The sequence below is a fragment of the Amycolatopsis sp. NPDC004772 genome, assembly GCF_053601215.1.
Genome location: NZ_JBSGBK010000089.1, coordinates 1 through 23,397, shown reverse-complemented (window position 1 = coordinate 23,397; position 23,397 = coordinate 1). Strand labels below are relative to the sequence as shown.

32 protein-coding genes are annotated in these 23,397 nt (G+C 72.4%); 12 read left to right on the top strand and 20 right to left on the bottom strand.

Annotated elements, in window-relative coordinates:
• Position 1 precedes the first annotated feature (1 nt).
• Positions 2-385: a PPOX class F420-dependent oxidoreductase gene (locus tag ACWEF6_RS35525; protein WP_449686946.1), complete on the bottom strand. Its 384-nt coding sequence runs from the start codon at positions 383-385 to the stop codon at positions 2-4.
• Positions 386-411: 26 nt separating this feature from the next.
• Positions 412-999, bottom strand: a complete 588-nt coding sequence (locus tag ACWEF6_RS35520) for a dihydrofolate reductase family protein (protein ID WP_449686945.1) — start codon at positions 997-999, stop codon at positions 412-414.
• A gap of 90 nt (positions 1,000-1,089) precedes the next feature.
• Between ACWEF6_RS35520 and ACWEF6_RS35515 the strand changes: the two genes are divergently transcribed.
• Positions 1,090-1,545, top strand: coding sequence for a winged helix-turn-helix transcriptional regulator (locus ACWEF6_RS35515; protein WP_449686944.1), 456 nt, complete (start codon positions 1,090-1,092; stop codon positions 1,543-1,545).
• On the opposite strand, the gene ACWEF6_RS35510 is transcribed toward ACWEF6_RS35515, so the two are convergent.
• The gene (locus tag ACWEF6_RS35510) at positions 1,546-1,992 is read right to left on the bottom strand and encodes a MarR family winged helix-turn-helix transcriptional regulator (RefSeq protein WP_449686943.1); all 447 of its coding nucleotides are present in this window, start codon (positions 1,990-1,992) and stop codon (positions 1,546-1,548) included. It abuts the gene before it with no gap.
• A gap of 49 nt (positions 1,993-2,041) precedes the next feature.
• Between ACWEF6_RS35510 and ACWEF6_RS35505 the strand changes: the two genes are divergently transcribed.
• Both ACWEF6_RS35505 and ACWEF6_RS35500 read left to right on the top strand, forming a co-directional pair.
• On the top strand, positions 2,042-2,509 hold the full coding sequence (locus ACWEF6_RS35505) for a DUF1579 family protein (protein WP_449686942.1): 468 nt from the start codon (positions 2,042-2,044) through the stop codon (positions 2,507-2,509).
• Positions 2,510-2,550: 41 nt separating this feature from the next.
• Positions 2,551-4,464 carry an ABC transporter ATP-binding protein gene (locus tag ACWEF6_RS35500; protein WP_449686941.1) on the top strand — a complete coding sequence of 638 codons (1,914 nt, stop codon included), beginning with the start codon at positions 2,551-2,553 and terminating at the stop codon, positions 4,462-4,464.
• 475 nt (positions 4,465-4,939) lie between these two features.
• Here ACWEF6_RS35500 and ACWEF6_RS35495 read toward each other — a convergent pair whose 3' ends face one another.
• Together ACWEF6_RS35495 and ACWEF6_RS35490 are read right to left on the bottom strand one after the other, a co-directional pair.
• A complete protein-coding gene (locus ACWEF6_RS35495; protein ID WP_449686940.1) occupies positions 4,940-5,695 on the bottom strand; it encodes a 2-keto-4-pentenoate hydratase in 756 nt (251 codons plus the stop codon).
• Positions 5,692-6,483, bottom strand: coding sequence for a 2-keto-4-pentenoate hydratase (locus ACWEF6_RS35490; RefSeq protein WP_449686939.1), 792 nt, complete (start codon positions 6,481-6,483; stop codon positions 5,692-5,694). The genes ACWEF6_RS35495 and ACWEF6_RS35490 overlap by 4 nt, the downstream gene beginning before the upstream one ends.
• A gap of 139 nt (positions 6,484-6,622) precedes the next feature.
• Here ACWEF6_RS35490 and ACWEF6_RS35485 point away from each other — a divergent pair, with 139 nt between their 5' ends.
• Genes ACWEF6_RS35485 through ACWEF6_RS35475 form a run of 3 tightly spaced genes read left to right on the top strand, consistent with a single transcriptional unit; the run spans position 6,623 to position 8,180 of the window.
• On the top strand, positions 6,623-7,126 hold the full coding sequence (locus tag ACWEF6_RS35485; protein WP_310968855.1) for a VOC family protein: 504 nt from the start codon (positions 6,623-6,625) through the stop codon (positions 7,124-7,126).
• A gap of 56 nt (positions 7,127-7,182) precedes the next feature.
• Positions 7,183-7,755 carry a hypothetical protein gene (locus ACWEF6_RS35480; RefSeq protein ID WP_449686938.1) on the top strand — a complete coding sequence of 191 codons (573 nt, stop codon included), beginning with the start codon at positions 7,183-7,185 and terminating at the stop codon, positions 7,753-7,755.
• 23 nt (positions 7,756-7,778) lie between these two features.
• Positions 7,779-8,180 (top strand): CoA-binding protein, encoded by a 402-nt coding sequence (locus ACWEF6_RS35475; RefSeq protein WP_449679490.1) that lies wholly within the window; start codon positions 7,779-7,781, stop codon positions 8,178-8,180.
• Here the strand turns inward: ACWEF6_RS35475 and ACWEF6_RS35470 are convergent.
• From ACWEF6_RS35470 to ACWEF6_RS35415, 12 genes are all read right to left on the bottom strand, one after another.
• Positions 8,167-8,697, bottom strand: a complete 531-nt coding sequence (locus ACWEF6_RS35470; protein WP_449686937.1) for an NHL repeat-containing protein — start codon at positions 8,695-8,697, stop codon at positions 8,167-8,169. The genes ACWEF6_RS35475 and ACWEF6_RS35470 overlap by 14 nt on opposite strands.
• 74 nt (positions 8,698-8,771) lie before the next feature.
• Positions 8,772-9,332 (bottom strand): GvpL/GvpF family gas vesicle protein, encoded by a 561-nt coding sequence (locus ACWEF6_RS35465; protein WP_449679492.1) that lies wholly within the window; start codon positions 9,330-9,332, stop codon positions 8,772-8,774.
• On the bottom strand, positions 9,329-9,655 hold the full coding sequence (gvpJ, locus tag ACWEF6_RS35460) for a gas vesicle protein GvpJ (RefSeq protein ID WP_449686936.1): 327 nt from the start codon (positions 9,653-9,655) through the stop codon (positions 9,329-9,331). Before gvpJ (ACWEF6_RS35460) ends, ACWEF6_RS35465 begins: the two co-directional genes overlap by 4 nt.
• Complete coding sequence (gvpK, locus tag ACWEF6_RS35455; protein WP_449686935.1) at positions 9,652-9,885, bottom strand: gas vesicle protein GvpK; 234 nt, start codon at positions 9,883-9,885, stop codon at positions 9,652-9,654. The genes gvpJ (ACWEF6_RS35460) and gvpK overlap by 4 nt, the downstream gene beginning before the upstream one ends.
• A complete protein-coding gene (gvpJ, locus tag ACWEF6_RS35450) occupies positions 9,882-10,082 on the bottom strand; it encodes a gas vesicle protein GvpJ (RefSeq protein WP_449686934.1) in 201 nt (66 codons plus the stop codon). The genes gvpK and gvpJ (ACWEF6_RS35450) overlap by 4 nt, the downstream gene beginning before the upstream one ends.
• Complete coding sequence (locus tag ACWEF6_RS35445) at positions 10,075-10,809, bottom strand: GvpL/GvpF family gas vesicle protein (protein WP_449686933.1); 735 nt, start codon at positions 10,807-10,809, stop codon at positions 10,075-10,077. The genes gvpJ (ACWEF6_RS35450) and ACWEF6_RS35445 overlap by 8 nt, the downstream gene beginning before the upstream one ends.
• On the bottom strand, positions 10,806-11,105 hold the full coding sequence (locus tag ACWEF6_RS35440) for a gas vesicle protein (RefSeq protein ID WP_449686932.1): 300 nt from the start codon (positions 11,103-11,105) through the stop codon (positions 10,806-10,808). The genes ACWEF6_RS35445 and ACWEF6_RS35440 overlap by 4 nt, the downstream gene beginning before the upstream one ends.
• Positions 11,106-11,122: 17 nt before the next feature.
• Positions 11,123-11,518, bottom strand: a complete 396-nt coding sequence (locus ACWEF6_RS35435; RefSeq protein ID WP_449686931.1) for a gas vesicle protein GvpO — start codon at positions 11,516-11,518, stop codon at positions 11,123-11,125.
• A 119-nt stretch (positions 11,519-11,637) separates the two neighbouring features.
• Positions 11,638-12,318 (bottom strand): response regulator transcription factor, encoded by a 681-nt coding sequence (locus tag ACWEF6_RS35430; protein ID WP_310968869.1) that lies wholly within the window; start codon positions 12,316-12,318, stop codon positions 11,638-11,640.
• Complete coding sequence (locus ACWEF6_RS35425; RefSeq protein ID WP_449686930.1) at positions 12,318-13,706, bottom strand: sensor histidine kinase; 1,389 nt, start codon at positions 13,704-13,706, stop codon at positions 12,318-12,320. The genes ACWEF6_RS35430 and ACWEF6_RS35425 overlap by 1 nt, the downstream gene beginning before the upstream one ends.
• A gap of 70 nt (positions 13,707-13,776) precedes the next feature.
• Positions 13,777-14,499, bottom strand: coding sequence for a type 1 glutamine amidotransferase (locus ACWEF6_RS35420; RefSeq protein WP_449686929.1), 723 nt, complete (start codon positions 14,497-14,499; stop codon positions 13,777-13,779).
• Positions 14,492-15,685, bottom strand: a complete 1,194-nt coding sequence (locus ACWEF6_RS35415; RefSeq protein WP_449686928.1) for a MurT ligase domain-containing protein — start codon at positions 15,683-15,685, stop codon at positions 14,492-14,494. The genes ACWEF6_RS35420 and ACWEF6_RS35415 overlap by 8 nt, the downstream gene beginning before the upstream one ends.
• Before the next feature lie 900 nt (positions 15,686-16,585).
• Between ACWEF6_RS35415 and ACWEF6_RS35410 the strand changes: the two genes are divergently transcribed.
• On the top strand, positions 16,586-17,680 hold the full coding sequence (locus ACWEF6_RS35410; RefSeq protein WP_449686927.1) for a D-alanine--D-alanine ligase family protein: 1,095 nt from the start codon (positions 16,586-16,588) through the stop codon (positions 17,678-17,680).
• Here the strand turns inward: ACWEF6_RS35410 and ACWEF6_RS35405 are convergent.
• Both ACWEF6_RS35405 and ACWEF6_RS35400 read right to left on the bottom strand, forming a co-directional pair.
• Positions 17,677-18,213, bottom strand: coding sequence for a DUF3515 domain-containing protein (locus ACWEF6_RS35405; RefSeq protein ID WP_449686926.1), 537 nt, complete (start codon positions 18,211-18,213; stop codon positions 17,677-17,679). The two genes, ACWEF6_RS35410 and ACWEF6_RS35405, sit on opposite strands and share 4 nt — an antisense overlap.
• A 19-nt stretch (positions 18,214-18,232) precedes the next feature.
• Positions 18,233-18,466, bottom strand: coding sequence for an Lrp/AsnC family transcriptional regulator (locus ACWEF6_RS35400; protein WP_003091994.1), 234 nt, complete (start codon positions 18,464-18,466; stop codon positions 18,233-18,235).
• Between the two features lie 136 nt (positions 18,467-18,602).
• On the opposite strand from ACWEF6_RS35400, the gene ACWEF6_RS35395 reads away from it, so the two are divergent.
• Together ACWEF6_RS35395 and ACWEF6_RS35390 are read left to right on the top strand one after the other, a co-directional pair.
• Positions 18,603-19,559: a thiamine-phosphate kinase gene (locus ACWEF6_RS35395; protein WP_449686925.1), complete on the top strand. Its 957-nt coding sequence runs from the start codon at positions 18,603-18,605 to the stop codon at positions 19,557-19,559.
• 16 nt (positions 19,560-19,575) lie between these two features.
• The gene (locus tag ACWEF6_RS35390) at positions 19,576-20,055 is read left to right on the top strand and encodes a GNAT family N-acetyltransferase (RefSeq protein ID WP_449686924.1); all 480 of its coding nucleotides are present in this window, start codon (positions 19,576-19,578) and stop codon (positions 20,053-20,055) included.
• On the opposite strand, the gene ACWEF6_RS35385 is transcribed toward ACWEF6_RS35390, so the two are convergent.
• The gene (locus ACWEF6_RS35385; protein ID WP_449686923.1) at positions 20,042-21,238 is read right to left on the bottom strand and encodes a glycoside hydrolase family 27 protein; all 1,197 of its coding nucleotides are present in this window, start codon (positions 21,236-21,238) and stop codon (positions 20,042-20,044) included. The genes ACWEF6_RS35390 and ACWEF6_RS35385 overlap by 14 nt on opposite strands.
• A 38-nt stretch (positions 21,239-21,276) precedes the next feature.
• Between ACWEF6_RS35385 and ACWEF6_RS35380 the strand changes: the two genes are divergently transcribed.
• The 3 genes from ACWEF6_RS35380 (at position 21,277) to ACWEF6_RS35370 (ending at position 23,348) form a co-directional block, all read left to right on the top strand.
• The gene (locus tag ACWEF6_RS35380) at positions 21,277-21,807 is read left to right on the top strand and encodes a gamma carbonic anhydrase family protein (RefSeq protein ID WP_449686922.1); all 531 of its coding nucleotides are present in this window, start codon (positions 21,277-21,279) and stop codon (positions 21,805-21,807) included.
• A 30-nt stretch (positions 21,808-21,837) separates the two neighbouring features.
• Positions 21,838-22,515 carry a uracil-DNA glycosylase gene (locus ACWEF6_RS35375; protein ID WP_449686921.1) on the top strand — a complete coding sequence of 226 codons (678 nt, stop codon included), beginning with the start codon at positions 21,838-21,840 and terminating at the stop codon, positions 22,513-22,515.
• Positions 22,516-22,580: 65 nt separating this feature from the next.
• On the top strand, positions 22,581-23,348 hold the full coding sequence (locus tag ACWEF6_RS35370) for an alpha/beta fold hydrolase (RefSeq protein WP_449686920.1): 768 nt from the start codon (positions 22,581-22,583) through the stop codon (positions 23,346-23,348).
• Positions 23,349-23,397: the final 49 nt, after the last annotated feature.

Sequence of the window (23,397 nt, the reverse complement as noted above, 5' to 3'; positions counted from 1 at the left end):
CTCAGCCCATTCCCACGCTCTGCCGCTCGACCTCGATCAGCGCCACCACCCGCTCCTGCTCCCGCGAGTACGGACCCCCGATGTACTTCGTCGCGATCCGGTCCACGATCTCCCACGCCGCATCGCCCTCGATCCACTCGGCCACCCGGCCGCGGATGATCACCGGCTCGAACGGGTTGTCCGGCGGGGTCAGGGAAAGCGCGACCCGCGGGTCGCGGCGCAGGTTGCGAGCCTTGCGGGAGTCCGGGCCGGTCAGGATGGCGATGCGGTCGCCTTCCGGGTCGACCCAGACCGGGACCGAGTGGGGCGCGCCGTCGGGCAGGACGGTCGCGAGGTGACCGATCGCGGTGGTGGCGAGGATGCGGCGGACGTCGGCGTCGAGCATGGTCGGCTCCTTGTGGTGGTCGGGGTTCAGGCGACGGTGTAGTGCAGGTGGGTGACGCCGGGCGCGGCCACGGCCTCGACCAGGCTCAGTCGCACGTGCGCGGGCAGCTCCTGGAAGAACGACCGGCCGGCGCCGAGCAGCACGGGGACCTGGTGGAGGACGATTTCGTCGACGAGGCCGGCCTGCAGCGCAGAGGCCAGGACACCGCCGCCCATCAGGCCGACATCCTTGCCGCCGGCCGCCTCGCGGGCCGCCGCGATCGCGTCTTCGACGTTGTCGACGAGCGTCTGCCGCTCGGTCAGGTCCGGCGCGGGCCGGTGGCTGACCAGGAACAGCGGTGCGTTCGGGTGCGGGCTGCCACCGCCGAAGTGCTCCGAGTCTTCGTAGGTGTTGCGGCCCGCCACGATCGCGCCCACCCGGCCGGCGAGCGAGTCGAAGATGCGGGCGCTGGGCTCGCTGAGCTTGAAGAAGTCGAAGACCCGGCTCTGGGTGTCCCCGTCGGAGTACCAGTCGAAGAGCGTCCCGCCGTCGCCGAGGCCCTGGCCGGGTCGTGCGCCGCGGCCGGTGATGTAGCCGTCGACCGACACGGCGTGGGCGCTGAAGACCTTGCTCATCGTGACATTCCCTTCTGGGTTCCTTCAGGAGACTCCAGAACCGTAGCAGCTTAAGTTCCTTGAGGGAACCCCAAGTGCTAAACTCGCCTCATGCAGCGCACGAACTTCAGCGAACTGGCCGCGTGCTCGATCGCGCGCACGCTCGACGTCATCGGCGAACCGTGGTCACCGCTGATCCTGCGGGACATCTGGGCCGGGTTCAGCCGGTTCGAGCAGCTCCAGGCGGACCTCGGCATCTCGCGCAAGGTGCTCACCGAACGGCTGAACCACCTGGTCGAGCAGCAGGTCCTCGAGCGCCGCCCGTACGACCGCCGTCCGCGCTACGAGTACGTCCTGACCGAGAAGGGCACCGAACTGGTCGACATGCTGATGGTGATGACCCGCTGGGGCGACAAGTGGCTGGCGGGCGAGGCCGGGCCGCCGGTGCTCTACCGCCACCACGCGTGCGGCGAGATCAGCAGCGTCGACCTGCGCTGCGCCCACTGCGGCGAGCCGATGCACGCCAACGACGTCGACGTGCTCGCCGGCCCCGGCGCGACCCGCTAGTCACAGCAACCGCGGCTGGGCGACCACCGCACGCAGTCGCTGGAGCGTGCGCAGCGTCGTCTCCAGATCCTCCTGGGACACCTCGGCCGTCACGTCCTCCGCCCAGGCGACCTGCGCCGCCTCCAGCTCCCGCATCGCCGCGCGCGCCCGCCGCGTCAACGACAGCAACGGCGCCCGCGCGTCGGCCGGGTTCGGCAGGCGGTCCAGCATTCCGTTGCGCAGCAAGCGGTTCACCGTCTCCTGCACGCTCTGCCGGCGCAGCCCGCGCCGGCGTGCCACCTCCGCCGCGGTCGCCGGGCCGTCCTCCAGGAAGCCGAGGACCTGCCACTGCGCCGCGGTCAGCCCGACCGGCTCGGTCAGCGCGTCGCCCGCGGCGAGGAAACCGCCGTTGCACGCGAAGACCGCGTCGATCACGCGGGTGAACGTTTCGGCTCGGGGTGACCGCATGCGTGCTAGTCTCGCACATCGACAGGTACCTGTCGAAATGGAGACGACCATGGACATGCCCCGCCTCGGCCCGGCGCACGAAGCACTGAAGGCGTTCGTCGGCGACTGGACCGGCACGGAGGAACTCGCCGCCTCGCCGTGGGCGCCGGCCTCGACCGCGCACGCGGATTGCGAATACCGCTTGGCGCTCAACGGCTTCGCCGTCGTCCAGCACTACCGGCAACGCCGCGGGGACGGGTCGGAGTTCCTCGGCCACAACGTCTTCACCGCGGATCCGGCCACCGGCGAGACGCTCTGGTACGGCTTCGACAACTACGGCTACCCGCCCGAGTCGCCCGCCCGCGGCGGCTGGAACGGTGCGACGCTGACCCTGGAGAAGGTGACCGCGCGCGGGGTGGCGCGGCACCGGCTCACCCCGGACGGCGGGACGCTGACGCACGAGATCGACGTCCGGATGGGTGAAAACCCGGAGTACCGGCCGTTTTTGCGCGCGCGGTACACCCGGACGGGCCAGTAGCGGGCCAGAAACTGTCGGACCCCCGGAGTACAGATAGGGGCGTGACCGGAACCGCCGACCCGCCCCCGCTGATCGGGGTCGAGAACCTGAAGATGCCCGAGTGGGCGCGCGTCGACGAACGCGTGGCCGCGTCGAGCTTCGGCCAGGCCGTGCGCACGCTGCCCACGGCGATCTCGGTCGTGCTGCGGCTGGCCTGGCGCACGTCGCCACGGCTGACGCTGCTGGCCGCCGTCGTGCACGTCGTCTCCGGCTGCGTCACGGCGTTCGGGCTGCTCGCCACGGCGAACGTCTTCACCGCGCTGCTCGAACAGGGGCCGACCCCGGAGCGCGTGCTGCAGTCGCTGCCCGCGATCGCGGTCGTCACCGGGTCGTACGCGGCGCGGGCGTTGCTGGACGCGGCTGTCGCCGCCGTCGAAGGCGCGCTGCGGCCCCGGGTCACCGCGGCGGCGGACGACGCGGTGACGGCCGCGGTCGTGCGCGTCGGGCTGATCGCGTTCGAGGACGCGGACTTCCGGGAACTGGCCCGGCAAGGCGCGCGGTTCGGCGTGCGGGCCATCGAGACGAGCCTGCGGCGGCTGGCGGACCTGACGTCGTCGGTCATCTCGCTGGCGGCGGCGATGATCACCGCCGGGCTGCTGAACCCGTGGCTGGCCCCGGTGCTGCTGCTCGCCGCGGCGGCCGACGGCTGGTCCGCCGCGCGCGTCGCGAAGCTGAACTACCGGCACTTCCTGGACACGGTCGGGCGCAACATCCGCAAGTCGGTCGTCGAAGAGGTCGCCACCTGGCGCTCGATGGCCCTCGAACGGCACGCGCTGACGCTGCAGGAGCCGTTGCTCGGCGAGTACCGGCGCATCTCGCGGAGTCTCACGCGCGAGGAGATCCGGCTGGCGCACCGGAGCAACCTGGTGCGCACGAGCGGCCGGGCGGCGGCGGGCTTCGGCACGGCGGCGGCGTACCTGGTGCTCGGGTGGCTGCTCTACACGGGCGGGATGGAGCTGGCGCTGGCCGGCACGGCGGTGCTGGCGATGCGCACGGCGTCGACGGCGCTGTCCAACACCATGCGCGCGGTCAACTCGCTGTACGAGGACTCCTTCTACATCGGGTTCTACAACCAGCTGCTCGCGGAGTCCCGGAAGCGGCAGCCGCCGCCGGCGTCGGTGACGGCGCCGGCCGACCCGGGCGAGATCCGGCTGGACGGCGTCACGTTCACCTACCCGGGCCGCGACAGCCCGGCGCTGCGTGACATCTCGGTGACGATCCGGCGCGGTGAGGTGGTCGCGCTGGTCGGCGAGAACGGTTCGGGCAAGACCACCCTCGGCAAGCTGCTCACCGGGCTCTACCCACCGGACGAGGGAACGGTCCGCTGGGACGACGTCGACCTGGCGGCGGCCGACCCGGCATCGGTGCACGCGAACATCGCGGTGATCGCCCAGGAGCCGGCGGAGTGGCCGATGACGGCGGCGAACAACATCACGGTCGGCCGCCTCGGCCGCCCGGACCCGGAGGGCCACGCCTGGCGCGAAGCGGTCGACTACTCGGGCGCGGACGAGGTGATCGAATCGCTGCCCGCCAAGGAGAATACGGTGCTGTCGAAGAAGTTCGACGAGGGCCACGACCTGTCGGGCGGCCAGTGGCAGCGCATGGGCATCGCCCGGGGAATCTACCGCGACGCCTCGGTCCTGGTCGCCGACGAGCCGACAGCGGCCCTCGACGCCCGCGCGGAGGCCCGGGTGTTCGCCGGCCTCCAGCACGCAAGCCGTTCGAACCGCGGCCGCCGCACGACGGTCCTGGTGACCCACCGGCTGGCCAACATCCGCTCGGCAGACCGGATCCTGGTCCTGGAGAAGGGAAGGTTGATCGAACAAGGAACCCACGACGACCTGATAAAAGCGGGCGGCGTCTACCACGAGCTGTACGAGATCCAGGCCCGCGCCTACCGCAACGGCCCACCCTGACGCATCCCGCCACACCCGCGCACCCGCCCCACGCACCCAGCCGGTCGGGCCACGCACCCAGCCGGTCGGCCCGCCTGCTCGACCGACCGGACCGCGCACCCAACCGGCCAGCCCGCCCAATCGACCGACCGCGCCGCACACCCAACCGGCCGGCCCGCCCAATCGACCGACCGCGCCGCACACCCAACCGGCCAGCCCGCCCACTCAACCAACCGAGCCGCAGACCCAACCGGTCGGCCGGGCGTACCCGCACGGTCGGCCCGGGTGCCCGGTCGGTCGGCTCGCCGGCCGACCCTCCAGGCACGCGAACCGACCCTCCGAGGACGCCGGCCGACCCTCCAAGCACGCGAGGTCGCCGAGCCCGAACTCGTCACTCGCGTGATTGAGGCCGCATGTCGCGTGATCGGGCGCGGAACTCGCGTGACTGGGCGCGGAACTCGCGTGATTGGCGGCGTATCTCGCGTGATCGGCGGGGTCAGGTGGGGAGGGTGAGGGAGCCTAGGTGGGAGAAGTGGGCGGCGATGCGGGAGCCGCGGCGGAGCGGGACCGCGTCCGTCATGCCGCCGGTCAGGATCAGCCAGCCCGGCTCCAACGCCACGCCTCGGGACGCGAGGGCGTTGGCTGCCAAGGCGAGGGCCTCCGCCGGGTGGCCGAGGACGGCCGCGCCCGTGGCCGTGTCGACGATCTGGCCGTCGACCTCCAGCAACGCCGCCTCCAGGGACAGGTCCAGCGAGGACGGCGGTACCCCCACCGGTCCCACGCTGAAGTACGCCGACGAGCCGTTGTCCGCGACGGCGTCCGGCAGCGTGAACCGGTAGTCCGCGTAGCGGCTGTCGATCACCTCGATGCCGCCGTACACGCGGTCGACCGCCGCCAGGGCCGTTGCCGCCGTCACGCCCGGGCCCGCCAGCCGGCGGCCCAGGACGAACACCAGCTCCGGCTCGGCTCGCGGGTGGATCAGCGACGGCACCGGCACGCCCGCCGGCAGCACCATCGCGTCCGTCAGCCAGGCCAGCAACGGTGCGTCGATGCCCATCCGCTGCTGCTTGGCCCGGGACGTCAGCCCCAGTTTCACCCCGATCAGCGTCTCCCCGCGGGCCCGGCGCTGGCGCAACGCCTCGTCCTGGATCGCGTACGCCGTGTCGACGTCCAGACCCGGCCACTCCTCCGAGAGCGGAGCCCGCTCCGAGACCGTCCCCAACAGCGAAGCGGCTGCCTCTCGCACGTTCACGATTCCTCCGAAAACACCGCGGTGACGCTGCCGAGGCCGGCGATCGTCGCGACGATCGTGTCGCCCGGGGACACCGGGATCGCCCGGGTCATCGACCCCGGCAGCACGACGTGGCCGGGCTCCAGGGTCACCCCCAGCGGCCCCACCGTGTTCGCCAGCCACACCAGCGAGTTCAACGGCGAGCCGAGCACCGCGCCGCCCGCGCCCGTCGCCGCCACCGCACCGTTCTGGTACAGCACGCAGCCCGCGAGGCGCAGGTCAGCGGCCGAAAGAGCCGTCGGCTTGCTCCCCAGCACCACCCCGCCCGACGACGCGTTGTCCGCGATCGTGTCGAACAGCGAGATCTTCCAGTCCTGAATGCGGGAGTCGACGATCTCCAGCGAAGGCAGCACGAAGTCGACCGCCCGGACCGCGTCGGCGACCGTCACGCCCGGGCCGCGCAGGGCCGAGCCGAGCACGAACGCGATCTCCGGCTCGATCCGCGGTTGCAGGAACGCCGAGGTCGGGATCGGCTGGTGCTCCAGGTGGAACATGCTGCCGGTGAGGTGCCCGTAGTCGGGCTGGTCGACGCCCATCTGCCGCTGCATCGCCGCCGACGCGAGGCCGACCTTGTGGCCGCGGACGGCGTCGCCACCCTCGACCCAGTGCCGCACCTGCTCCTGCTGGATCCGGTAGGCGTCCTCGACGCCCGCGTCGGGATACGTCTTGATCAGCGGCTCGATCGGCTCGCGCGTGGCGTAGGCCCCCGCCAGTGCGGCCGCGGCCTCCTGCACCTTGCTGACATCCACCTCCGGGACTCTGCCGTGCGCGGCGGGCGGGCACAAGCACGGATGTTCCGTCCAGCGGAACTCTCGCCAGGCAATCTCTTGCGCGCGAGACAAATCGAGCGTAGCGTGGCGGACACCACCAGGAAGGGACGTGAGGGACATGGCACCGACCCAGGCCGAGGTCACCAAGCTCGCCGAAGCCCGCGACGCACTGCGCGAGCGCCACCTGCGCCCGGCCGCCGAACGCCCGGCGACGAACGGGCGCGGCATCCACCACACCGCGCTGATCTCCAGCGACGTCGAGCGGACCATCGAGTTCTACCAGGACATCCTCGGCTTCCCGCTCACCGAGCTCATCGAAAACCGGGACTACCCCGGCTCGAGCCACTTCTTCTTCGACGTCGGCAACGGCAACGCGGTCGCCTTCTTCGACCTGCCCGGTCTGGACCTCGGCCCGTACGCGGAAGTCCTCGGTGGACTGCACCACCTGGCCCTCTCCGTCACGCCCGAACGGTGGAGCGCGATCAAGGACAAGCTCGACGAGGCCGGGGTGAAGTACCTGCTGGAGAGCAAGACCTCCATCTACCTGTCCGATCCGGACGGTGCCCGCGTCGAGCTGATCTCCGACCCGCTCGGCGAGATGTACGGCGAGAAGATCGGCTGAAAGCGTGGTCCGGGCGTCGCGCGCCAACTAGCCTGTGCGCGACGTCTGGAGGTCCGATGTCCGACTGGTCGCTCTCCCGCGCGAAGGCGCGGCTCGATCACCGCGAGCTGCTCGACGAACTCACCGCGCGCACCCGGTTCGAGGTCCGGCTGCACCTGAACGAACCGGCCACGAACGGCGCCTACGACGAGCTCACGAGCATCTTCGCGATCGGGCACGGCGAGTGCGCCGCCCTCCTGCAGCACCACCGGCTCCTGCCGTGGTGGGAGCGGGCGCTGCTGTTCCGCTACGCGCGGCGCATGCACGGCAAGGCGATCACGCGCAGTGTCGGTGTCGTGCCCGCCGAGGTCGCGCCGCAGGCCGCCCGCGCGTTCGGCGCCGAGATCGCGGAGCTGGCCCCCGGCTCCGGGGACACCGGCGCGAAGTACGACCTGCAGGGCCGCGGCCTGCTGACCGTGTTCCGGATCGCCGTCGGCGCCAAGGGCGAGATCTGGCCGGACCGCCACGAGGTCGCCACGACGTCCGCCCGCAACATCCTGACCTGTGCCGCGACCTTCGCCCGGCGGAAGCCGTGGCACGTGGTTTGGCCCGTCTACCGGGTACGGGGTCTGCGGCTCTGGAAGCTTTGACCCCGGTGGTGCGTTCCACCGGTATGAACGCAGAGGAAATCCTCGCCGGCGCGAACACCATCGCCGTCGTCGGCCTGAGCCGCGATCCGGCCAAGGCCGCGCACGGCGTCCCGGCCGTCCTGCAGGCCCACGGCTTCCGGATCATCCCGGTGCACCCGACCGCGACCGAGCTGCTCGGCGAAAAGGTGTACCGGTCACTGAAGGACATCCCGGAGCCGGTGGACCTCGTCGACGTCTTCCGGCCCTCCCCCGAAGCGCCGGGGATCGCCCGCGAGGCCGTCGAAATCGGCGCCAAAGCGCTGTGGCTGCAGCAGGGCATCGTCTCCGCCGAAGCGCGCCGCATCGCCGAAGAGGGCGGGCTCGCCTACGTCGAGAACCGGTGCACCGCCGTCGTCCGCGCGACCGCTTCGATCACGAAGAGCTAGCTCCGAAGTGGACGATCCGGTGGTTGCCCGGTTCGGTGACCCAGACGCCGCCCGCGCCGTCGTCGGCCATGTCCCTGGGCGAGCCGATCGGCTCGGCCGTGTCGGGTAACGCGGCGCCGGTGCGGATGTCGAACCGGGCGACGCGCCCGGTGTCGTCGACCAGCAGCCGCCCGGCCCGGTCGAGCGCGACCGCGCGGGGCCGGTCCAGGCCGCCGAACTCGCGCACGAAGCCGCCCTGCCACGAAAACTGCACCGCGCGGCGGTTGCCGGTGTCGGCGACGTAGACGTTGCCCGCCGCGTCGACCGCGACGCCTTCGGGCGCCTTGAGCCGCCCGGCCAGGACGCGCACGAGCGCGCCGTCGCGGGTGAAGGCCTGGACCCGGTCGTTGCCGGTGTCGGCCACCCAGACGCGGCCGCGCGTGTCGACGGCGATCCCCGAGGGCGCGCGGAACTGTCCCGGCCCGGCGCCGGGCCCGCCGAACGCACGCGGCAACGCGGCGACTTCACTGCTGGTCACGGCACCAGGATCACCGGCGGCGGGCCGGTGCGGCCAGCGCCGGGACGAGTGTTCAGCGACTGTTCCGCCTCCGCTCACCAGCTCCAGCGGGAGCACGTCCGCCGGTCGAGGAAGCTGTACGCGGGCAGGGGCCCGAGCCAATCGGCCTGGACACCGTCGTCGCGCGCGAGCCCGGCGACGGTGTCCCGCACGACGAGCAAGTCGCCCAGCCCGACCAGGAACGCCCACCGCTCGTCGGCGCTCTCGCCCGCCGGCAACGCAACGGAGTCGCGGGCGCGTTCGGCGACCCGCGACAGCAGCACGTCCGATCGGGCCGCCCGCCACGCCGACCCGGGTTCGGTGAACCGCAGGCAGACGTGCACCTCGGCCAGGCCGTCGAGCCGGTCGAGGTCGGCGCGGTAGGTGTCCGCGGCCGGGGCGAGCACCTCGGTGCGGACGGCGTCCTCGTCCTCGGCCACCGTGCCGAACCGGACCGGCAGCACCGGGCCGCCCTCGACGAGCGCCGACACCACCGCCAGGTGCGCGGCCGGGTCGGGCTCGGGGTCGCCGACGACCATCGCGAGGTCCTCCCAGCAGACCGTGCGCGGCGCGCGCGGGTGCCCGGCCCGGACGACGCCGTAGAGCTGCAGCGTCACGGCTGTTCGACGGGGATGGCCGGCGCGGGAGGCACGGCCACGGCGGGTGTCGGTGGCGGGGGCGGGATCAGCCCGACGGTCTGGTCGAGCCCGATGGAGACCTGCCCGGGGTGGGGCTGCTGCGCCTGCGCGTTCACCCGCTGCATCGCTTCGAGGTAGCGGATGTAGGTGTCGACGCTGGCGATCACGACCCTGGCTTCGATCGACAGCAGTTCGATCCCGATCAGGGACACCTTCACCGTGGCGTCGATGACGAGTCCCTTGTCCAGCAGGATGTTGAGGGTGTCGGCGAGTCCGCCACCGGTCTGCCCCGGTCTGGTCACTTCGCTCCTTCGGTTGCGGGGATTGCGTCGAGGGCGGCGCGGATCTCGGCGAACCGGAGCTCCAGCGCGATGAGGGCCTGGCCGAGCGCTTCGACCTGGGCCGGGGCGAGGGTGCCGGCGTCGAGCCGGCGCAGGGCCTGCCGCTCCAGCACTTCCTTGAGGACGTCGAGCACGGTGACGACGAGGTGCCCGAGCCCGCGGCCGGCGTCGGCGGCGATCCGCTGGGTCATCCGGGCTCGCCTTCCAGCCCGAGCAGCAGCAGCCGCAGGTCGAGCCGCACGAGGTCGATGCCGGCGAGGGAGATGATGACGTCCCCGGTGACGACGGCCCCGCGGTGCACGACCCGGTCGAGCAGGTCGACGATGGCCTCGGCGGCGTTGGTGCCGGTCGGCGTGAAGACCTCGGGGAGCAGGTCGGGGTCAGCCATTCGCCGTCGCTCCGAGCTCGAGGTCGGTGAACGAGTACGGCGGCCAGGGCCCCGATGTCTCGACCGTCGCCCCCGCCGCGCTCAGCTCGCGGGTGAACCACTCGACCTCCGCGTGGAACTCCGCCTCGCGGCCGGTCTCCACCAGGTACGCCCTGTTCATCAGCACGCCGTGCGGCCGCGCGCGTTCCACGCTGTCGGCCGACTGCCGCCGCAGCGCCTCCTGGAGCCGGCCGGCCGTGCCGGCCACGTCTTCGCGGGCGCGCTGGATCGCCTTCAGCCGTTCGCGCCGCCGGACCAGGTACTGCGTTCCGGTCAGGCCCGCCGCGTCCGGCCGGGTGGTCGCGGCCGGCTCCGAATGCCGCACCCGGACGCCCCACTCGCGGTGGCCGGCCACCTCGTCGAGGCAGCCGCGGGCCTGGTCGTAGCCCGCCTGCAGGAGCCGGAGCGCGGCGTCTTCGCCGTCAAGGACCGTGCCGAACCGCAGCGGCAGCACCGGTTCGCTGCGGAACACCGCGCGCACCACGGCGTCGTGCTCGCGGGCCAGCTCGGCGAGCGTGCCGTCGACCGGGTCGAGCGTGTCGATGCGGTCGAAGCGCGCCGGCGCCACCTCGGCGACCACCACGCCGAGGTCGCGGTAGCCGATCAGCCGCGGCGCCGGCCCGATGTCCAAAGCGGACGGACGGTTGCGGGTGATCGCGTACGCGCAGAGCCAGTTTCCGGTGCTCACCGCGGTTCTTCCCTCCCGCCCGGCACGGGCAGCCGGGCCTCCAATTCGGCGACGCGCGCCGCCAGGTCGGTTGCGCCCAGTTCCGCTCGCGCGGCATTCGGGGCAAAGAACGGATCGTTCGTCCACCAGTCCATGCCCATTTCCCGGGCGGTCTGCGCGGACGCGATGAACAGCCGGATCCGCAGCGTCAGCAATTCGACGTCGACCACGCTGACGCCGATGTCACCGGCGATGACGACGCCCTTGTCGAGCACGCGTTCCAGAATGTCCGCCAATGAATCGGACGAAGCGGCCAATCGTGTCGACCTTCCTTTCAGGAATCGGTGGCGCCCCGCGTGAACCGGCGCAGCCGCTCGCACGCGCCGAGTTCGCCGTCGGCGTCGACGTCCACCCGGTAGGTGGCCATCACACTGGTGGAATCCGGGATCCGGGCCAGCTCGACGACGTCGACGAGCACGGACCAGCCGCCGTCGCCCCGGCCGCGGATCCCGGTCACGGCGTGCGGAGTGAGCCCGGTCACCATGGCGAACTGGTCCTTCGCGGCCCGAATGGCATCGGCGGCGCGCAGCCGGGAAACGGATTTCCCGGCGGCATCGGGCGCATTTTTGTTTTGGGCAGGCAACGGCAGTGGCGATTCCGTCATCGCTTTCCTAGTCACGGGGTGGGTGCCCACCGTAGCAACACCGAGGTTCACGTGCATGGCCTTCATGGGACGGCCTTTTTCACCGGTTCGCGCGCACGATTGGGCGGTCCGCGGCAACCGCGGGCGGCAAATGGCGCAGCACACGGGCGCCCAGCGGAACCAATTTCCGGCAAACGCCCGGTTGGTTACGATCGAGTAACGTCCACCAGGCGGTAGCCGACCCCGCGGACCGTCTCGATGGTGTGCGTGCCGAACGGCGTGTCGATCTTGCGCCGGAGGTAGCCGATGTACACCTCGACGACGTTCTCGTCGCCGTCGTAGTGCGCGTCCCAGACGTGGCTCAGGATCTCGTTCTTCGACAACGCCGTTCCGGCCCGCCGCAGCAGGAACTCCAGCAACCCGAACTCCCGCGCGGTGAGCTCGATCCGCTTTTGTCCTCTGTGGACGGTACGGGCGGACGGGTCGAGCCGCAGGTCGCCGGCTTCCAGCACGGCCGGCCGGGCCGGGGCGCCGCGCCGCAGCAATGCGCGCAGCCGGGCGATCAGCACGACGAAGGAGAACGGTTTGGACAGGTAGTCGTCGGCGCCGAGGTCGAACGCGTCGGCTTCGTCGTACTCGCCGTCCTTGGCCGTCAGCATCAGCACCGGCGTCCAGTTCTCCGCCGCGCGCAGGCGTTTGAGCACCTCGTAACCGGACAGCTCGGGCAGCATAATGTCGAGCACCACGACGTCGTACGCGTGCTCGGTCGCCCGCCAGAGGCCCTCGCGGCCGGTGTGCGCGACGTCGGCGGTGAAGCCCTCGGCCACCAGCCCGCGCCGCAGCGTCTCCGCGAACTCGCGCTCGTCCTCCACGATCAGCAGGCGCACTACTCCTCCTTCGGCAGTTCGATCACCGGCAGTTCGATCACGAACCGCGCGCCCGGCTCGCCGGACTCGGCGCAACGCGCCCGGCCGCCGTGGCGCGCCGCGATGCCGGCCACGATCGGCAGGCCCAGCCCGGTCCCGCCGTGCCCGCGCTGCCGCGACGCGTCGAGCCGGACGAACCGCTCGAAGATCCGCTCCCGGTCGGCTTCCGCGACGCCGGGGCCGTCGTCGCTCACCTCGATGACGGCCAGGTCGCCGCGCACCGCGCTGCTGACGCGGATGCGCGAGCGCGCGTGCCCGCGCGCGTTGTCGACCAGGTTGCGCACGGCCCGCCGCAGCTGGGCCTCGCTGCCGTGCACCTTCGCCGGCCCCGCGCGCACTTCGACGTCCGCCGTGGTCTCCCCGCGGACGCGCTCGGCCTCGGCGCGGACGATGTCGTCGAGGTCGACCTCGGTGCGCTGCGGCCGGTCGGTCGCGTCGTCGGCGCGGGCCAGCATGAGCAGGTCGTCGACGAGCTCGCGCAGCCGCGCGGTCTCCCGGGCGATCACCGGCACCAGGTCGCCGGTGCTCTCCGGGTGCCGCCCGGAGACGTCGAGAGCGGTGCTTATCGTCGAGAGCGGGGATCTCAGTTCGTGGCTGGCGTCCGCGACGAACCGGCGTTGCGCGGCCTGGGCCGACGCGAGCCGGGACAGCATTTCGTTGAGCGTCACGGCCAGGCGGTGCACCTCGTCGCCGCCCGGCGGCAGCGGCACGCGCGCGGCGAGGTCGCGCGTGGAGATCTCCGCGACGGTCCGGCGCATCCGCTCGACCGGCCGCAGCGCCGAGCCGACCGCGCGGTACACCGCGAGCCCGGCGATGGCCAGCAGCGGCACGGCGATCAGGCCGAGCAGCAGCGTCAGCCGCGTCGAGGCCTCCGTGACCGGTTCCAGTGAGCGCGCGGAGATCACGGTGAACGGCCCGCCCGGCCCGGCCACCTCCTGCGACACGACGCGGTAGTCGTCGTTGTCGCCGTTCAGCCCGAGCGGCAGCGTTTCGACGATTTCATGCCCGACGACCGGGCGAGCCGTGGTCAACGGCGGGTGCCCGACGATCGCCGGATCGCTCGCGATCGGCGTCCCGCGCGCGTCCAGGACCTGCGTGACGGCTTCGGTGTCGCCGGTGCTGGCGACGTCGCTCGCGCTCAGGTCGCGCGCGCCTTCGCGGATGAGCTGGATGGCGACCTGCCGCCCGGTGCTGCGGGCACTCTCGGTGACGCTGCGGTCAAGCGACTCCTCCAGCAGCAGCACCACGACCACGCAGCCGACGGCGATGGCCAACGCGAGCGCGAACACCGCCACCGCGGTGGTGCGCATCCGGACGCCGGTCGCGGCGATCACCTTGCCCAGTCTCACCAACGCAGCGTAACCACGAACGAGGCCGGCACGCGGGCGGACCAGCGACGGAACGCTCGCCGCCACCCCGTCACGCGCCCCGGCGGCGGCGCGGGACGGCGAGCCGCTCCCCGCGCAGCCGCTCGACCTCGGCCAGGTCCAGCGGGCCGAGCGGGTGCCCGACCGTCCAGGCCAGCAGCAGGTCGGCCAGCGCGGGGTTGCGGGCGAGCGCCGGGCCGTGCAGGTAGGTGCCGACGACCCGGTCGGTCACCGCGCCCTCGGTGCCGTCGCCGTTGCCGGTGCCGCGCACGACCCGCCCGAGCGGCTGGCTGTCGGCGCCGAGCTTGCTGACGCCCAGGTGGTTTTCGAACCCGGTCAGCGCCTCGCCGGCCAGCAGCCCGGACGGCGTCGCGACCAGCTCGGCGACCGCGCGCTGCTCGCCGGGTTCGGTGGTGACGTCGAGCAGGCCGAGCCCGTCGTGGTCGACGCCGTCGAGGCCGCGGAAGCGGGTGCCGAGCACCTGCAGGCCCGCGCACACGCCGAAGACGACCGCACCGGCCGCGACGGCCCGGCGCAGGCCCGGGTACTTGCGCAGGTGCGCGGCGGCCAGCACCTGGGCGCCGTCCTCGCCGCCGCCGAGCAGGTAGAGGTCCAAAGTGGACGGCACCGGCTCGCCGAGGCCGACCGGGACCACCTCGGCGTCGAGCCCGCGCCACTGCAGCCGCTTGCCGAGCACCTGGGCGTTGCCGGTGTCGCCGTAGGTGCCGAGCACCTCGGGCAACAGAAGTCCGATGTGGACGATCGAGTCAGCCACTCGGCAACCTGCCCACCAGGTCGCGGAACGCGGTGTAGTTGGCGACCAGCTCGACGGCACCGGGCGGCAGCGCGTCGATCGCGGTGACCGGGTCCGGTTCGGCCCAGTGCGCGACCTCGGCGTAGCAGAGCCGGACGGACAGGTCGGCGCCGCGCTCGCCGGTGACGACGACCTGGCGCCCGCGGAGCCGTTCGAAGTGGACGTCCCACAGCCAGGACAGGTCGCGGCCGTCGGCCTCCTGGGCGTTGACCGCGACGACGACCGGGGTGTCCTCGTCCAGCACGCGCAACGTTTCCACCCAGCCGGCCGGGTTCTTGGCCAGCATCAGCCGCACGGAGTGCCGAGACCGGCGGATCGTCCGGTAGCGGCCGCCGATGTCGGTGATGGTCCGCAGCCGCGCGGCGGCGGTGTGCGGCGGAACGCCGAGCCGGTGCGCGGCGGCGAGCGCGAGGGCGGCGTTCGCGCGGTTGACCTCGCCGGGCAGCCGCAGGTCGAGGTCGACCTGGCGGCCACCGGGGGTGACCACGAGCTCGCCGTCGAGAGTCCACGCGGGTTCCGGGCGGGCGAGGCCGCACCTGCAGCTCCAGTGCCGGTCCTGGGTTTCGACCTGGCCTTCGCAGCGCGGGCACGCCGTCGAGTCCCCGCTCCAGCGGCGGCCGGCGCCGACCCAGACGGCCTTCGCGGCCGCGCTCGCGGCGGAGGTCACGAGGACGTCGTCACAGTTCGCGACGACGACGGTGTCGTCCAGTTCGGCAATGGCGGCCCGCAGGTCCCGTTCGGTGGCGCGGACCTCGCCGACCCGGTCGAGCTGGTCGCGGCTCAGGTTGAGCAGGACGAGAACGGCGGGCCGGACCTGGTCGGCAACCCAGGGAACGTAGGTCTCGTCGACCTCGAGGACGGCGTAGGGCGCACCGGGGCGGGCGGTCAGGGCGGCGAGGACACCATCGGGCATGTTGGCGCCATCGCTGTTGGCGGCGACCTCGGCGAGCGTTTCGAGGGCGCGGGTGAGCATCAGCGAGGTGGTGGTCTTGCCATTGGTCCCGGTGACGAGCACAACGGTGCGTTCCCGCCCGAGCCGGCGCAGGGCGAGCGGATCAAGGGCCAGCGTGACGCGGCCACCGATCATCCCGCCGCGGCCGAGCCCGGAGCTGCGCGAGAGCCAGGCGGTGAGCCGCCCGGCAGCCACGGACGCGCGAGTACGGAGGGGACTTCGGAGGGACATCGCCCGGATGGTGCCCGCAAGCCGCTGTGATTTTCCTGAGTCCGTGGCATGCGTCTCGCGGGGCGGGTTTCGTGGTGGGCTGGGCGGCCGAGCCGCAGCCGCCCCGAGGCCCCGGCAAAGCCGAAACGCCTTCCGCAGCTGCCTCACCGACCGAAACGGCACGCGGACACCCAAACCGGCACCCCACCCAGGCCTCCCCCGCCACCCCGATCCGAAGCCAGCACGCGGACGGTGGTGCCGGGTCAAGGCACGCTTTCCCGCCTTGACGCGGTACCACCGTCCGTAGTGACAATCACGGCTTCGGGGTGGTGGGAACCGAGCTACTGGTCGCCCGAAGCGACCTGAAACCGCCCAACGCAGTCGAACCGCCGGGCAGAAACCCAGCCGGAAGCCCGGCCGCGGCAGCGACCGACTTCGCCGAAGCCGCAGCGGGAAGGCCAAGCGGGGAAGGCCATGCGGGGGGAGGGTCGAGCGGGGCGGGCCATGCGGGGGAGGGCCGAGCGGGACAGGCTAAGCGGGACGGGCCGAGCGGGGAGGCCAAGCGGAGGAAGTCGAGCGGCACAGGCTGCCCGGGGCGGGCTAAGCGGGGCGGGCCGAGCGGGCAGGCCGAGCGGGGCGGGTCAAGCGGGGCGGGCCGAGCGGGCGGGCCGAGCGGGGCGGGTTAAGCGGGGGAGGCCGAGCGGGGAGGCCAAGCGGGGCGGGCCGAGCGGGGAAGCCCCACCGGGGCAGGCCGAGCAAACCCACCGACCCCCCGATGCACAAGACGTGCCACCCCTGTCACCGGTTGCGTTCACCGCTCACCACGCTCCACCCACCGCACCGGGCTCGGCTGTTCCCCGAGGTCACCGGGTACGGTGGCTCACCATGAGCGAGAAGATCCGGGTGGCCGTCGTGTTCGGTGGGCGTAGCAGCGAGCACACCATCTCGTGCCTTTCCGCCGGCAGTGTCCTGGCCCACCTCGATCCCGAGCGGTTCGAGGCCGTGCCCGTCGGGATCACGCGCGAAGGCCGGTGGGTGCTCGGCACCGGTGACTCCGCCCAGCTCGCCATCCGCGGCCGGGAGCTGCCCTCCGTCGACGGCGGGCAGGGGCTCGTCCTCGCCGGGGATCCGTCCAGCCAAGGGCTCGTCGCCGTGGAACCCGGGCGGGAAAGCGCCCTGCTCTCGCAGGTCGACGTCGTCTTCCCCGTCCTGCACGGGGCCTTCGGCGAAGACGGCACCATCCAGGGCCTGCTCGAACTCGCCGGCATCCCCTACGTCGGGCCCGGCGTGCTCGCCAGTGCCGCCGCCATGGACAAGGAAACCGCCAAGAAACTCCTGGCCGCCGAAGGGCTTCCGGTCGGCACCTACTCCGCGCTCAAGCGGGACCAGTCCACTTTGGACGAGCAGACCAAGGAAACCCTCGGTCTCCCCGTCTTCGTCAAGCCGTCGCGGGCGGGCAGCTCCGTCGGGATCTCGCGCGTCGCGGACTGGGCCGGGCTAGACGCCGCCGTCGAACTCGCCCGCGCGACCGATCCCAAGGTCCTCGTGGAGGCCGCCGTCGTCGGGCGGGAGGTCGAATGCGGTGTCCTCGAATTCCCCGACGGCCGCGTCGAAGCCTCGCTGCCCGCCGAGATCCGCGTGCTCTCCGAAGACGAAAACGCCTGGTACGACTTCGAAACCAAGTACCTCGGCGACGACGCCGAACTCGACATCCCCGCCAAGCTCGACGACGCCCTCACCGAGAAGCTCCGCGCGATGGCCGTCGAAGCCTTCCGGGCCCTCGATTGCCAGGGCCTCGCCCGCGTCGACTTCTTCGTCACCGAAGACCACGAGCTGATCATCAACGAGGTCAACACCATGCCGGGCTTCACGACGAAGTCCGCCTACCCGAAGATGTGGGAGGTCACCGGCATGGACTACGCCACGCTGCTGACCACCCTCGTCGAGACGGCCATCGCCCGCGGAACGGGACTGCGCTAGGAGAACCGCAGCGGCCGCGGAGGCAGCTTCGCGGCCACCGCGTCCGAAATGGCCTGCAGCGGCCCCGTCCCGGCGCTGTCCGGCACCGTCAGCGCCGCGTAGACCTCGCGGTCCACCACGTACCACGTCGACGCGCCCTCGCCCGGCACCTGCAGCCACTGCACCTTGTTCACCAGCCGCAGCTGCGCCGTCGGCGTCAGCTCCGGGGGCCGGTCGAGGCCGCACCGCAGCACCACGGGATCCGGGGAACCCCAGGCCACCGTGGCGGGCGGCGCCGGGGACGCCAGCGCACGCACCTTCAGCACCGTCCCGTTCGACGTCAGCTCGGTGGGCACCGCGCCCAGCAGCGTCGTGCAGCCCGGCGAACCCGCGGCAGGCGCCGGCACGGCGACCAACGGGAGCGGGCCTTCGGAATCCGCGGGGGACGGGCGGGTCAGCGCGAACACGGCGACGGCGACCGCCAGGGCCACGGCGAGCGCGGCCGCGGTGACGAGCACCACCCGGGGCGGCGCGCCGGTGTCGGAGTCAGGCACCCGACCATGACACCACTGGTCAGAGGTGGACCACCGGGCAGGTCAGCGTCCGGGTGATCCCTTCCACGTTCTGCACCTTCGCGACCACGAGCTGGCCCAGCTGGTCCACGTTGTCGGCGGCCGCGCGGACGATCACGTCGTACGGTCCGGTGACATCCTCCGAGCTGGTCACACCCGGGATGCTGGAGATCTCGGCAGCCACCGCGGCCGCCTTGCCGACCTCGGTCTGGATGAGGATGTATGCGTGGACCACGGCGCGCCCTTTCGTCGGGATCGAAAGCTCAAGGTAGGAACGTCTTCAGCAACGTATCGCCAGCTCACGGAAAAACATAGGGCATCCGACTATCGGTGATCGATCTTTGTCCCGGTAGAGAAAGCAGAGGTGACCGGTGTCACCGAACGACGGAACGGTCGCCGAGACCGGCGAGTTCGCGCTCATCCGAGCCGTCACCGAAGGACGGCGCCAGCCCCCGGGCACCCTGCTCGGCCCGGGGGACGACGCCGCCGTCGTCGCGGCCCCGGACGGCCGCGTGGTCGCCAGCACCGACGTGCTCGTCCAGGGCGTCCACTTCCGCCTGGACTGGTCCACGCCCGAGCACGTCGGGCGCAAGGCCGTCGCGGTCAACCTCGCCGACATCGCCGCCATGGGCGCCACCCCGACCACCGTCCTGGTCGGACTCGCCTGCCCGCCCGAGACACCCAGCGACGTCGTGAAGGGGCTCAGCGACGGCATGTGGGCCGAAGCCGACCGCGCCGGGATCGGCGTCTCCGGCGGCGACATGGTCCGCGCCGACCAGCTCGTGATCAGCGTCACGGCGCTGGGCGACCTCGGCGACCGCGAGCCGGTGACGCGCTCGGGCGCCCGGCCCGGCGACGTCGTCGCGGTCAACGGGCGGCTCGGCTGGGCGGCGGCCGGCCTGGCCGTGCTCGGCCGCGGCTTCCGGTCCCCGGTCGGCGTGGTCAACGCCCAGCGCTGCCCGGAACCGCCCTACGAAGCCGGGCCGCGGGCCGCGCTCGCCGGGGCCACGGCGATGATCGACGTCTCCGACGGCCTGCTCGCCGACCTGGGCCACCTCGGCGAGGCCTCCGGCGTCGGCATCGACGTCCGCACCGCCGACCTCGACGTCCCCGCCCGGCTCACCGAGGTCGGCGCCGCCCTCGGCGCGGACCCCCTGGACTGGGTGCTCACCGGCGGCGAGGACCACGCGCTGGCGGCCACCTTCCCGCCCTTCACCGAGCTCCCGGACGGCTGGCGCACGATCGGCGTCGTCACCATGGCCGGCTCCGGGATCACCGTCGACGGGAAACCGTTTTCGCGAGAAGGCGGATGGACGCACTGGCGCTGATCTAGGCTCCGGAAGCGTGAGAATCGTTCCAGTCCCCTACGACCACCCCGACGCGGCCAAGCTCATGGCCGCGGTGCAGCAGGTCTACGTCGAGCGCTACGGCAGCCAGGACGCCACCCCGATGAGCCCCGCGGACTTCGACCCGCCGGAAGGCGTGTTCCTCGTCGGCTACCAGGGCGAAGAAGCGGTCGCCTGCGGGGCGTGGCGCGCCCACGACGGCCCCGCGCCGGACTTCCGGGACGGCGACGCCGAGTTCAAGCGCATGTACGTCGCCGATTCCGCCCGCGGCCGCGGGTTCGCGCGGATGATCCTGTCCGAGCTGGAGCGCACGGCGGCGCTGTGCGGCCGCAAGCGCGCGGTCCTGGAAACCGGCACCAAGCAGCCGGAGGCCATCGCGCTCTACACGTCGTCGGGCTACGCCGAGATCCCGAAGTTCGGCGTCTACAAGGACGAGCCGGAAAGCCGCTGCTTCGGCAAGGACCTCACCTCGGCGTGAGCTTCAGCAGGGCCGCCGCGTGGGGCCGCAGGGTCGCCGACACGGCGGTCCCGACCTCCCGGTGGGCCCACAGGTCCCGGACGGTCCACGACCCCGGGATCGACGCGGAGACGGTCGCGGTGGTGCTGCCGGTGTTGAGCAGCACCACCGCGAAACCGCCGTCGCTCAACGGTTTCCCCCACACCTGCCGGCCGGGACCCGCGGCGAGCCGCCGTCCCTGGCTGCCCGCGAAGTCCTGGTCGACGGCGATCGCTTCGGCGTTGCCCAGCGTCGCGAGGTCGGTGTCGCTCAGCTTCGCCGGGTCGGTGCCGGCGAACAGCGGCGCGTTCAAGACGGCCCAGACGCTGAAGTGCGCGCGGGATTCGTCGGCGGTCAGCGTGCCGTTGCCGACCTGGAGCATGTCCGGGTCGTTCCAGCCGCCGGGGGAGCCGCTGTGCGCGGCGACCCCGGCCTGCTGGTCGATCGTCGCGAGCACCGAATCCCAGGTCGGGACCAGGTCGTAGGTGGTGCGCCAGAGGTTCGCCACCGGCCGCGCCCAGGTCCACGGGCTGGAGACGCCGTACTCGGAGATCGCGTAGACGATCGGGCGCGGCAGCGCGGCCAGCTCGTCGCGCATCTTCTCGAACGCGGTCTTGCGGTCGAGGCCGTCGACGGTGTCGGCGTTGCACCAGTCGTACTTGAGGTAGTCGACGCCCCAGCGGTCGAACGTCTCGGCGTCCTGGCGTTCGTGGCCGAGCGAGCCGATGCCGGACGCCGGGTAGGCGTCGTTGGCCATCGCGCAGGTCCGGCTGCCGGGCACGGCGTAGATGCCGAACAGCAGGCCGCGCGAGTGCACGTAGTCGGCGAGCTCGGCGATGCCGTGCGGGAACCGCGCCGGATCCGGCTGCAGCGAGCCGTCGGCGGCCCGGGCCGGGGCCTGCCAGCAGTCGTCGACGACGACGTACTCGTAACCCGCGTCCCGCAGGCCGGTGTCCGCCAGCGCGTCGGCGGCCCGCTTGACGACGTCCTCGGTGAGGTCGTAGCAGCGGACCTGGTTCCAGCTGTTCCAGCCCATCGGCGGGGTGCCGGCCAGGCCGTTCGCGAGGGCCGGGGTGGCGACGGGCAGGCTGAGCAGCCACGTCAGCACGACGAGGAGGAGCACGAGCGGGCTGGTTTTCGGCTTGGCGGCGATGGCGTGATCCAATCGCAGAACACGTGAAACCGCAGTCACCCGGAGGCGGCATGCCGATCTACGCACTCGGATCCCTCGAGCCGACGATCCACCCCGACGCCTACGTCCACCCGGACGCCACGGTCATCGGCGACGTCCGGATCGGCGCTCTTGCGTCGGTGTGGCCGCAGACCGTCCTGCGCGGCGACCACGGCTACATCGAGATCGGCGAGCGCTCGAACGTCCAGGACGGCTGCGTCGTGCACTGCACCGAGCGGCACCCGACGATCCTCGGGCCGTCGTCGGCGGTCGGCCACGCGGTGCACATCGAGGGCGCGACGATCGGCACCGGCTGCCTCATCGCGTCCGGTTCGGTGGTGCTGAACGGCTCGGTCGTCGAGGACGGCGGCATGGTCGGCGCGGGCGCGGTGCTGTCCTACGGCTCGCACGTCAAGACCGGCGAGATCGCCCTCGGCGTCCCGGGCAAGACGCGGGAGAACAAGTCGTTCAGCGCGGAGAACATCGCCCTCGTCGTCGAGTCCTACGTCGAGCGCGGCCGCCGGTTCAAGGCGGAACTGAGGCGGCTCGACCCGCTCGGGTGACGCCGGCCACGCCCGGTAGGCTTGCGCGCCGTGACCGCACGACCGCTGCAGGACATCGTCGAGGCAGGCTGGGCGAAGGCCCTCGAACCGGTGGCGCCGCAGGTCGCCGCGATGGGGGAGTTCCTCCGCGCGGAGATCGCCGCGGGCCGCACCTACCTGCCGGCGGGTGAACACGTGCTGCGGGCGTTCAAGCAGCCGTTCCACGACGTCCGCGTGCTGATCGTCGGGCAGGACCCGTACCCGACGCCGGGCCACGCGGTCGGCCTGAGCTTCTCGGTCGCGCCGGACGTCCGGCCGATCCCGAAGAGCTTGATCAACATCTACAAGGAGTACACCGAGGACCTCGGCCACCCGCTGCCGGCCAACGGCGACCTGACGCCGTGGGCCGACCAGGGCGTCCTGCTGCTCAACCGGTCCCTGACCGTGGAGCCGGGGAAGTCGAACTCGCACCAGGGCAAGGGCTGGGAAGCGGTCACCGAGCAGGCGATCAAGGCCCTCGCGGCCCGGTCCGAGCCGATGGTGGCGATCCTCTGGGGCCGCAACGCGCGGAACCTGCGCCCGATGCTGGGCGACGTCCCGTGCATCGAGTCCGCGCACCCGAGCCCGCTCTCGGCGCACAACGGCTTCTTCGGGTCCCGGCCGTTCAGCCGGGCCAACCAGCTGCTGGAGCAGCAGGGTGCGGCGCCGGTCGACTGGAAACTCCCGTAGGTTCGGTGTCCGGATCGGGGTCGCGGCTCCGACCGAGGGGAAACGCACCCTTCCCGGAGGAAACCATGAACGTCACCTCGGCCGACGGCACGTCCATCTTCTTCGAGCAGCGCGGCGACGGCCCGCCGGTCATCCTGGTCGGCGGCGCCTTCAACGACCGGACGACCACCGTGGGCCTGGCCGAGGTCCTGGCCGGCGACTTCACGGTGGTCAACTACGACCGCCGGGGCCGCGGTGACTCCGGCGACGCCCCTTCGTATGCCGTCGAGCGCGAGATCGAGGACTTGGCGGCGCTGGTCGCCCACGTGGGCGGGACGGCGTCGGTGTTCGGCCACTCCTCGGGCGCGATCCTGGCCCTGGAGGCGGCCGCGGCGGGCATCGGCATCGATCGCCTGGTGGCGTACGAGCCGCCGTACGCGACGGACGAGCACCCGCGGGCCGACGTCGTGGCGGAGGTCCGGGCGCAGCTCGCGGCGGGCGACCGGGACGCCGCGGCGGCGACGTTCCTGCAGGTCGCGGGCACTCCGGCGGAGATGATCGAGGGGATGAAGCAGGCGCCGGTGTGGGGCTGGTTCACCGCGCTGGCGCACACGCTGCCGTACGACCTGACGATCTGCGGCCCGGACGCCCGGCCGCGGGCCTCCCTGGCCCGGATCGCGATCCCGACGTTGGTGATCGGCGGCGGCGCGAGCGACGACGCGCTCCAGTCAGGAGCCCGAGCGGCGGCCGAGGCGGTGCCGGGCGCGCGTCACGAGACCCTCGAAGGCCAGGACCACGGCGTGCTGCAGTTCCCGGAGACCCTCCGCCCGCTCCTGCTCGACTTCCTGAAGTAGGTCACCCCTCAAGCGCCCCAATGTGGCGTTCGGTGCGTCAGACGCACCG

Bases quoted from the DNA above. Each gene is read 5' to 3' on its own strand.
- ACWEF6_RS35435 (WP_449686931.1), bottom strand. From the start codon at position 11,518: ATGAAGGCCATGCACGTGAACCTCGGTGTTGCTACGGTGGGCACCCAC.
- ACWEF6_RS35480 (WP_449686938.1), top strand. From the start codon at position 7,183: ATGTCCGACTGGTCGCTCTCCCGCGCGAAGGCGCGGCTCGATCACCGC.
- ACWEF6_RS35510 (WP_449686943.1), bottom strand. From the start codon at position 1,992: ATGCGGTCACCCCGAGCCGAAACGTTCACCCGCGTGATCGACGCGGTC.
- ACWEF6_RS35370 (WP_449686920.1), top strand. From the start codon at position 22,581: ATGAACGTCACCTCGGCCGACGGCACGTCCATCTTCTTCGAGCAGCGC.
- ACWEF6_RS35520 (WP_449686945.1), bottom strand. From the start codon at position 999: ATGAGCAAGGTCTTCAGCGCCCACGCCGTGTCGGTCGACGGCTACATC.
- ACWEF6_RS35380 (WP_449686922.1), top strand. From the start codon at position 21,277: ATGCCGATCTACGCACTCGGATCCCTCGAGCCGACGATCCACCCCGAC.
- gvpJ (WP_449686934.1), bottom strand. From the start codon at position 10,082: ATGGCTGACCCCGACCTGCTCCCCGAGGTCTTCACGCCGACCGGCACC.
- ACWEF6_RS35475 (WP_449679490.1), top strand. From the start codon at position 7,779: ATGAACGCAGAGGAAATCCTCGCCGGCGCGAACACCATCGCCGTCGTC.
- ACWEF6_RS35505 (WP_449686942.1), top strand. From the start codon at position 2,042: ATGGACATGCCCCGCCTCGGCCCGGCGCACGAAGCACTGAAGGCGTTC.
- ACWEF6_RS35515 (WP_449686944.1), top strand. From the start codon at position 1,090: ATGCAGCGCACGAACTTCAGCGAACTGGCCGCGTGCTCGATCGCGCGC.
- gvpK (WP_449686935.1), bottom strand. From the start codon at position 9,885: ATGACCCAGCGGATCGCCGCCGACGCCGGCCGCGGGCTCGGGCACCTC.
- ACWEF6_RS35410 (WP_449686927.1), top strand. From the start codon at position 16,586: ATGAGCGAGAAGATCCGGGTGGCCGTCGTGTTCGGTGGGCGTAGCAGC.
- ACWEF6_RS35525 (WP_449686946.1), bottom strand. From the start codon at position 385: ATGCTCGACGCCGACGTCCGCCGCATCCTCGCCACCACCGCGATCGGT.
- ACWEF6_RS35485 (WP_310968855.1), top strand. From the start codon at position 6,623: ATGGCACCGACCCAGGCCGAGGTCACCAAGCTCGCCGAAGCCCGCGAC.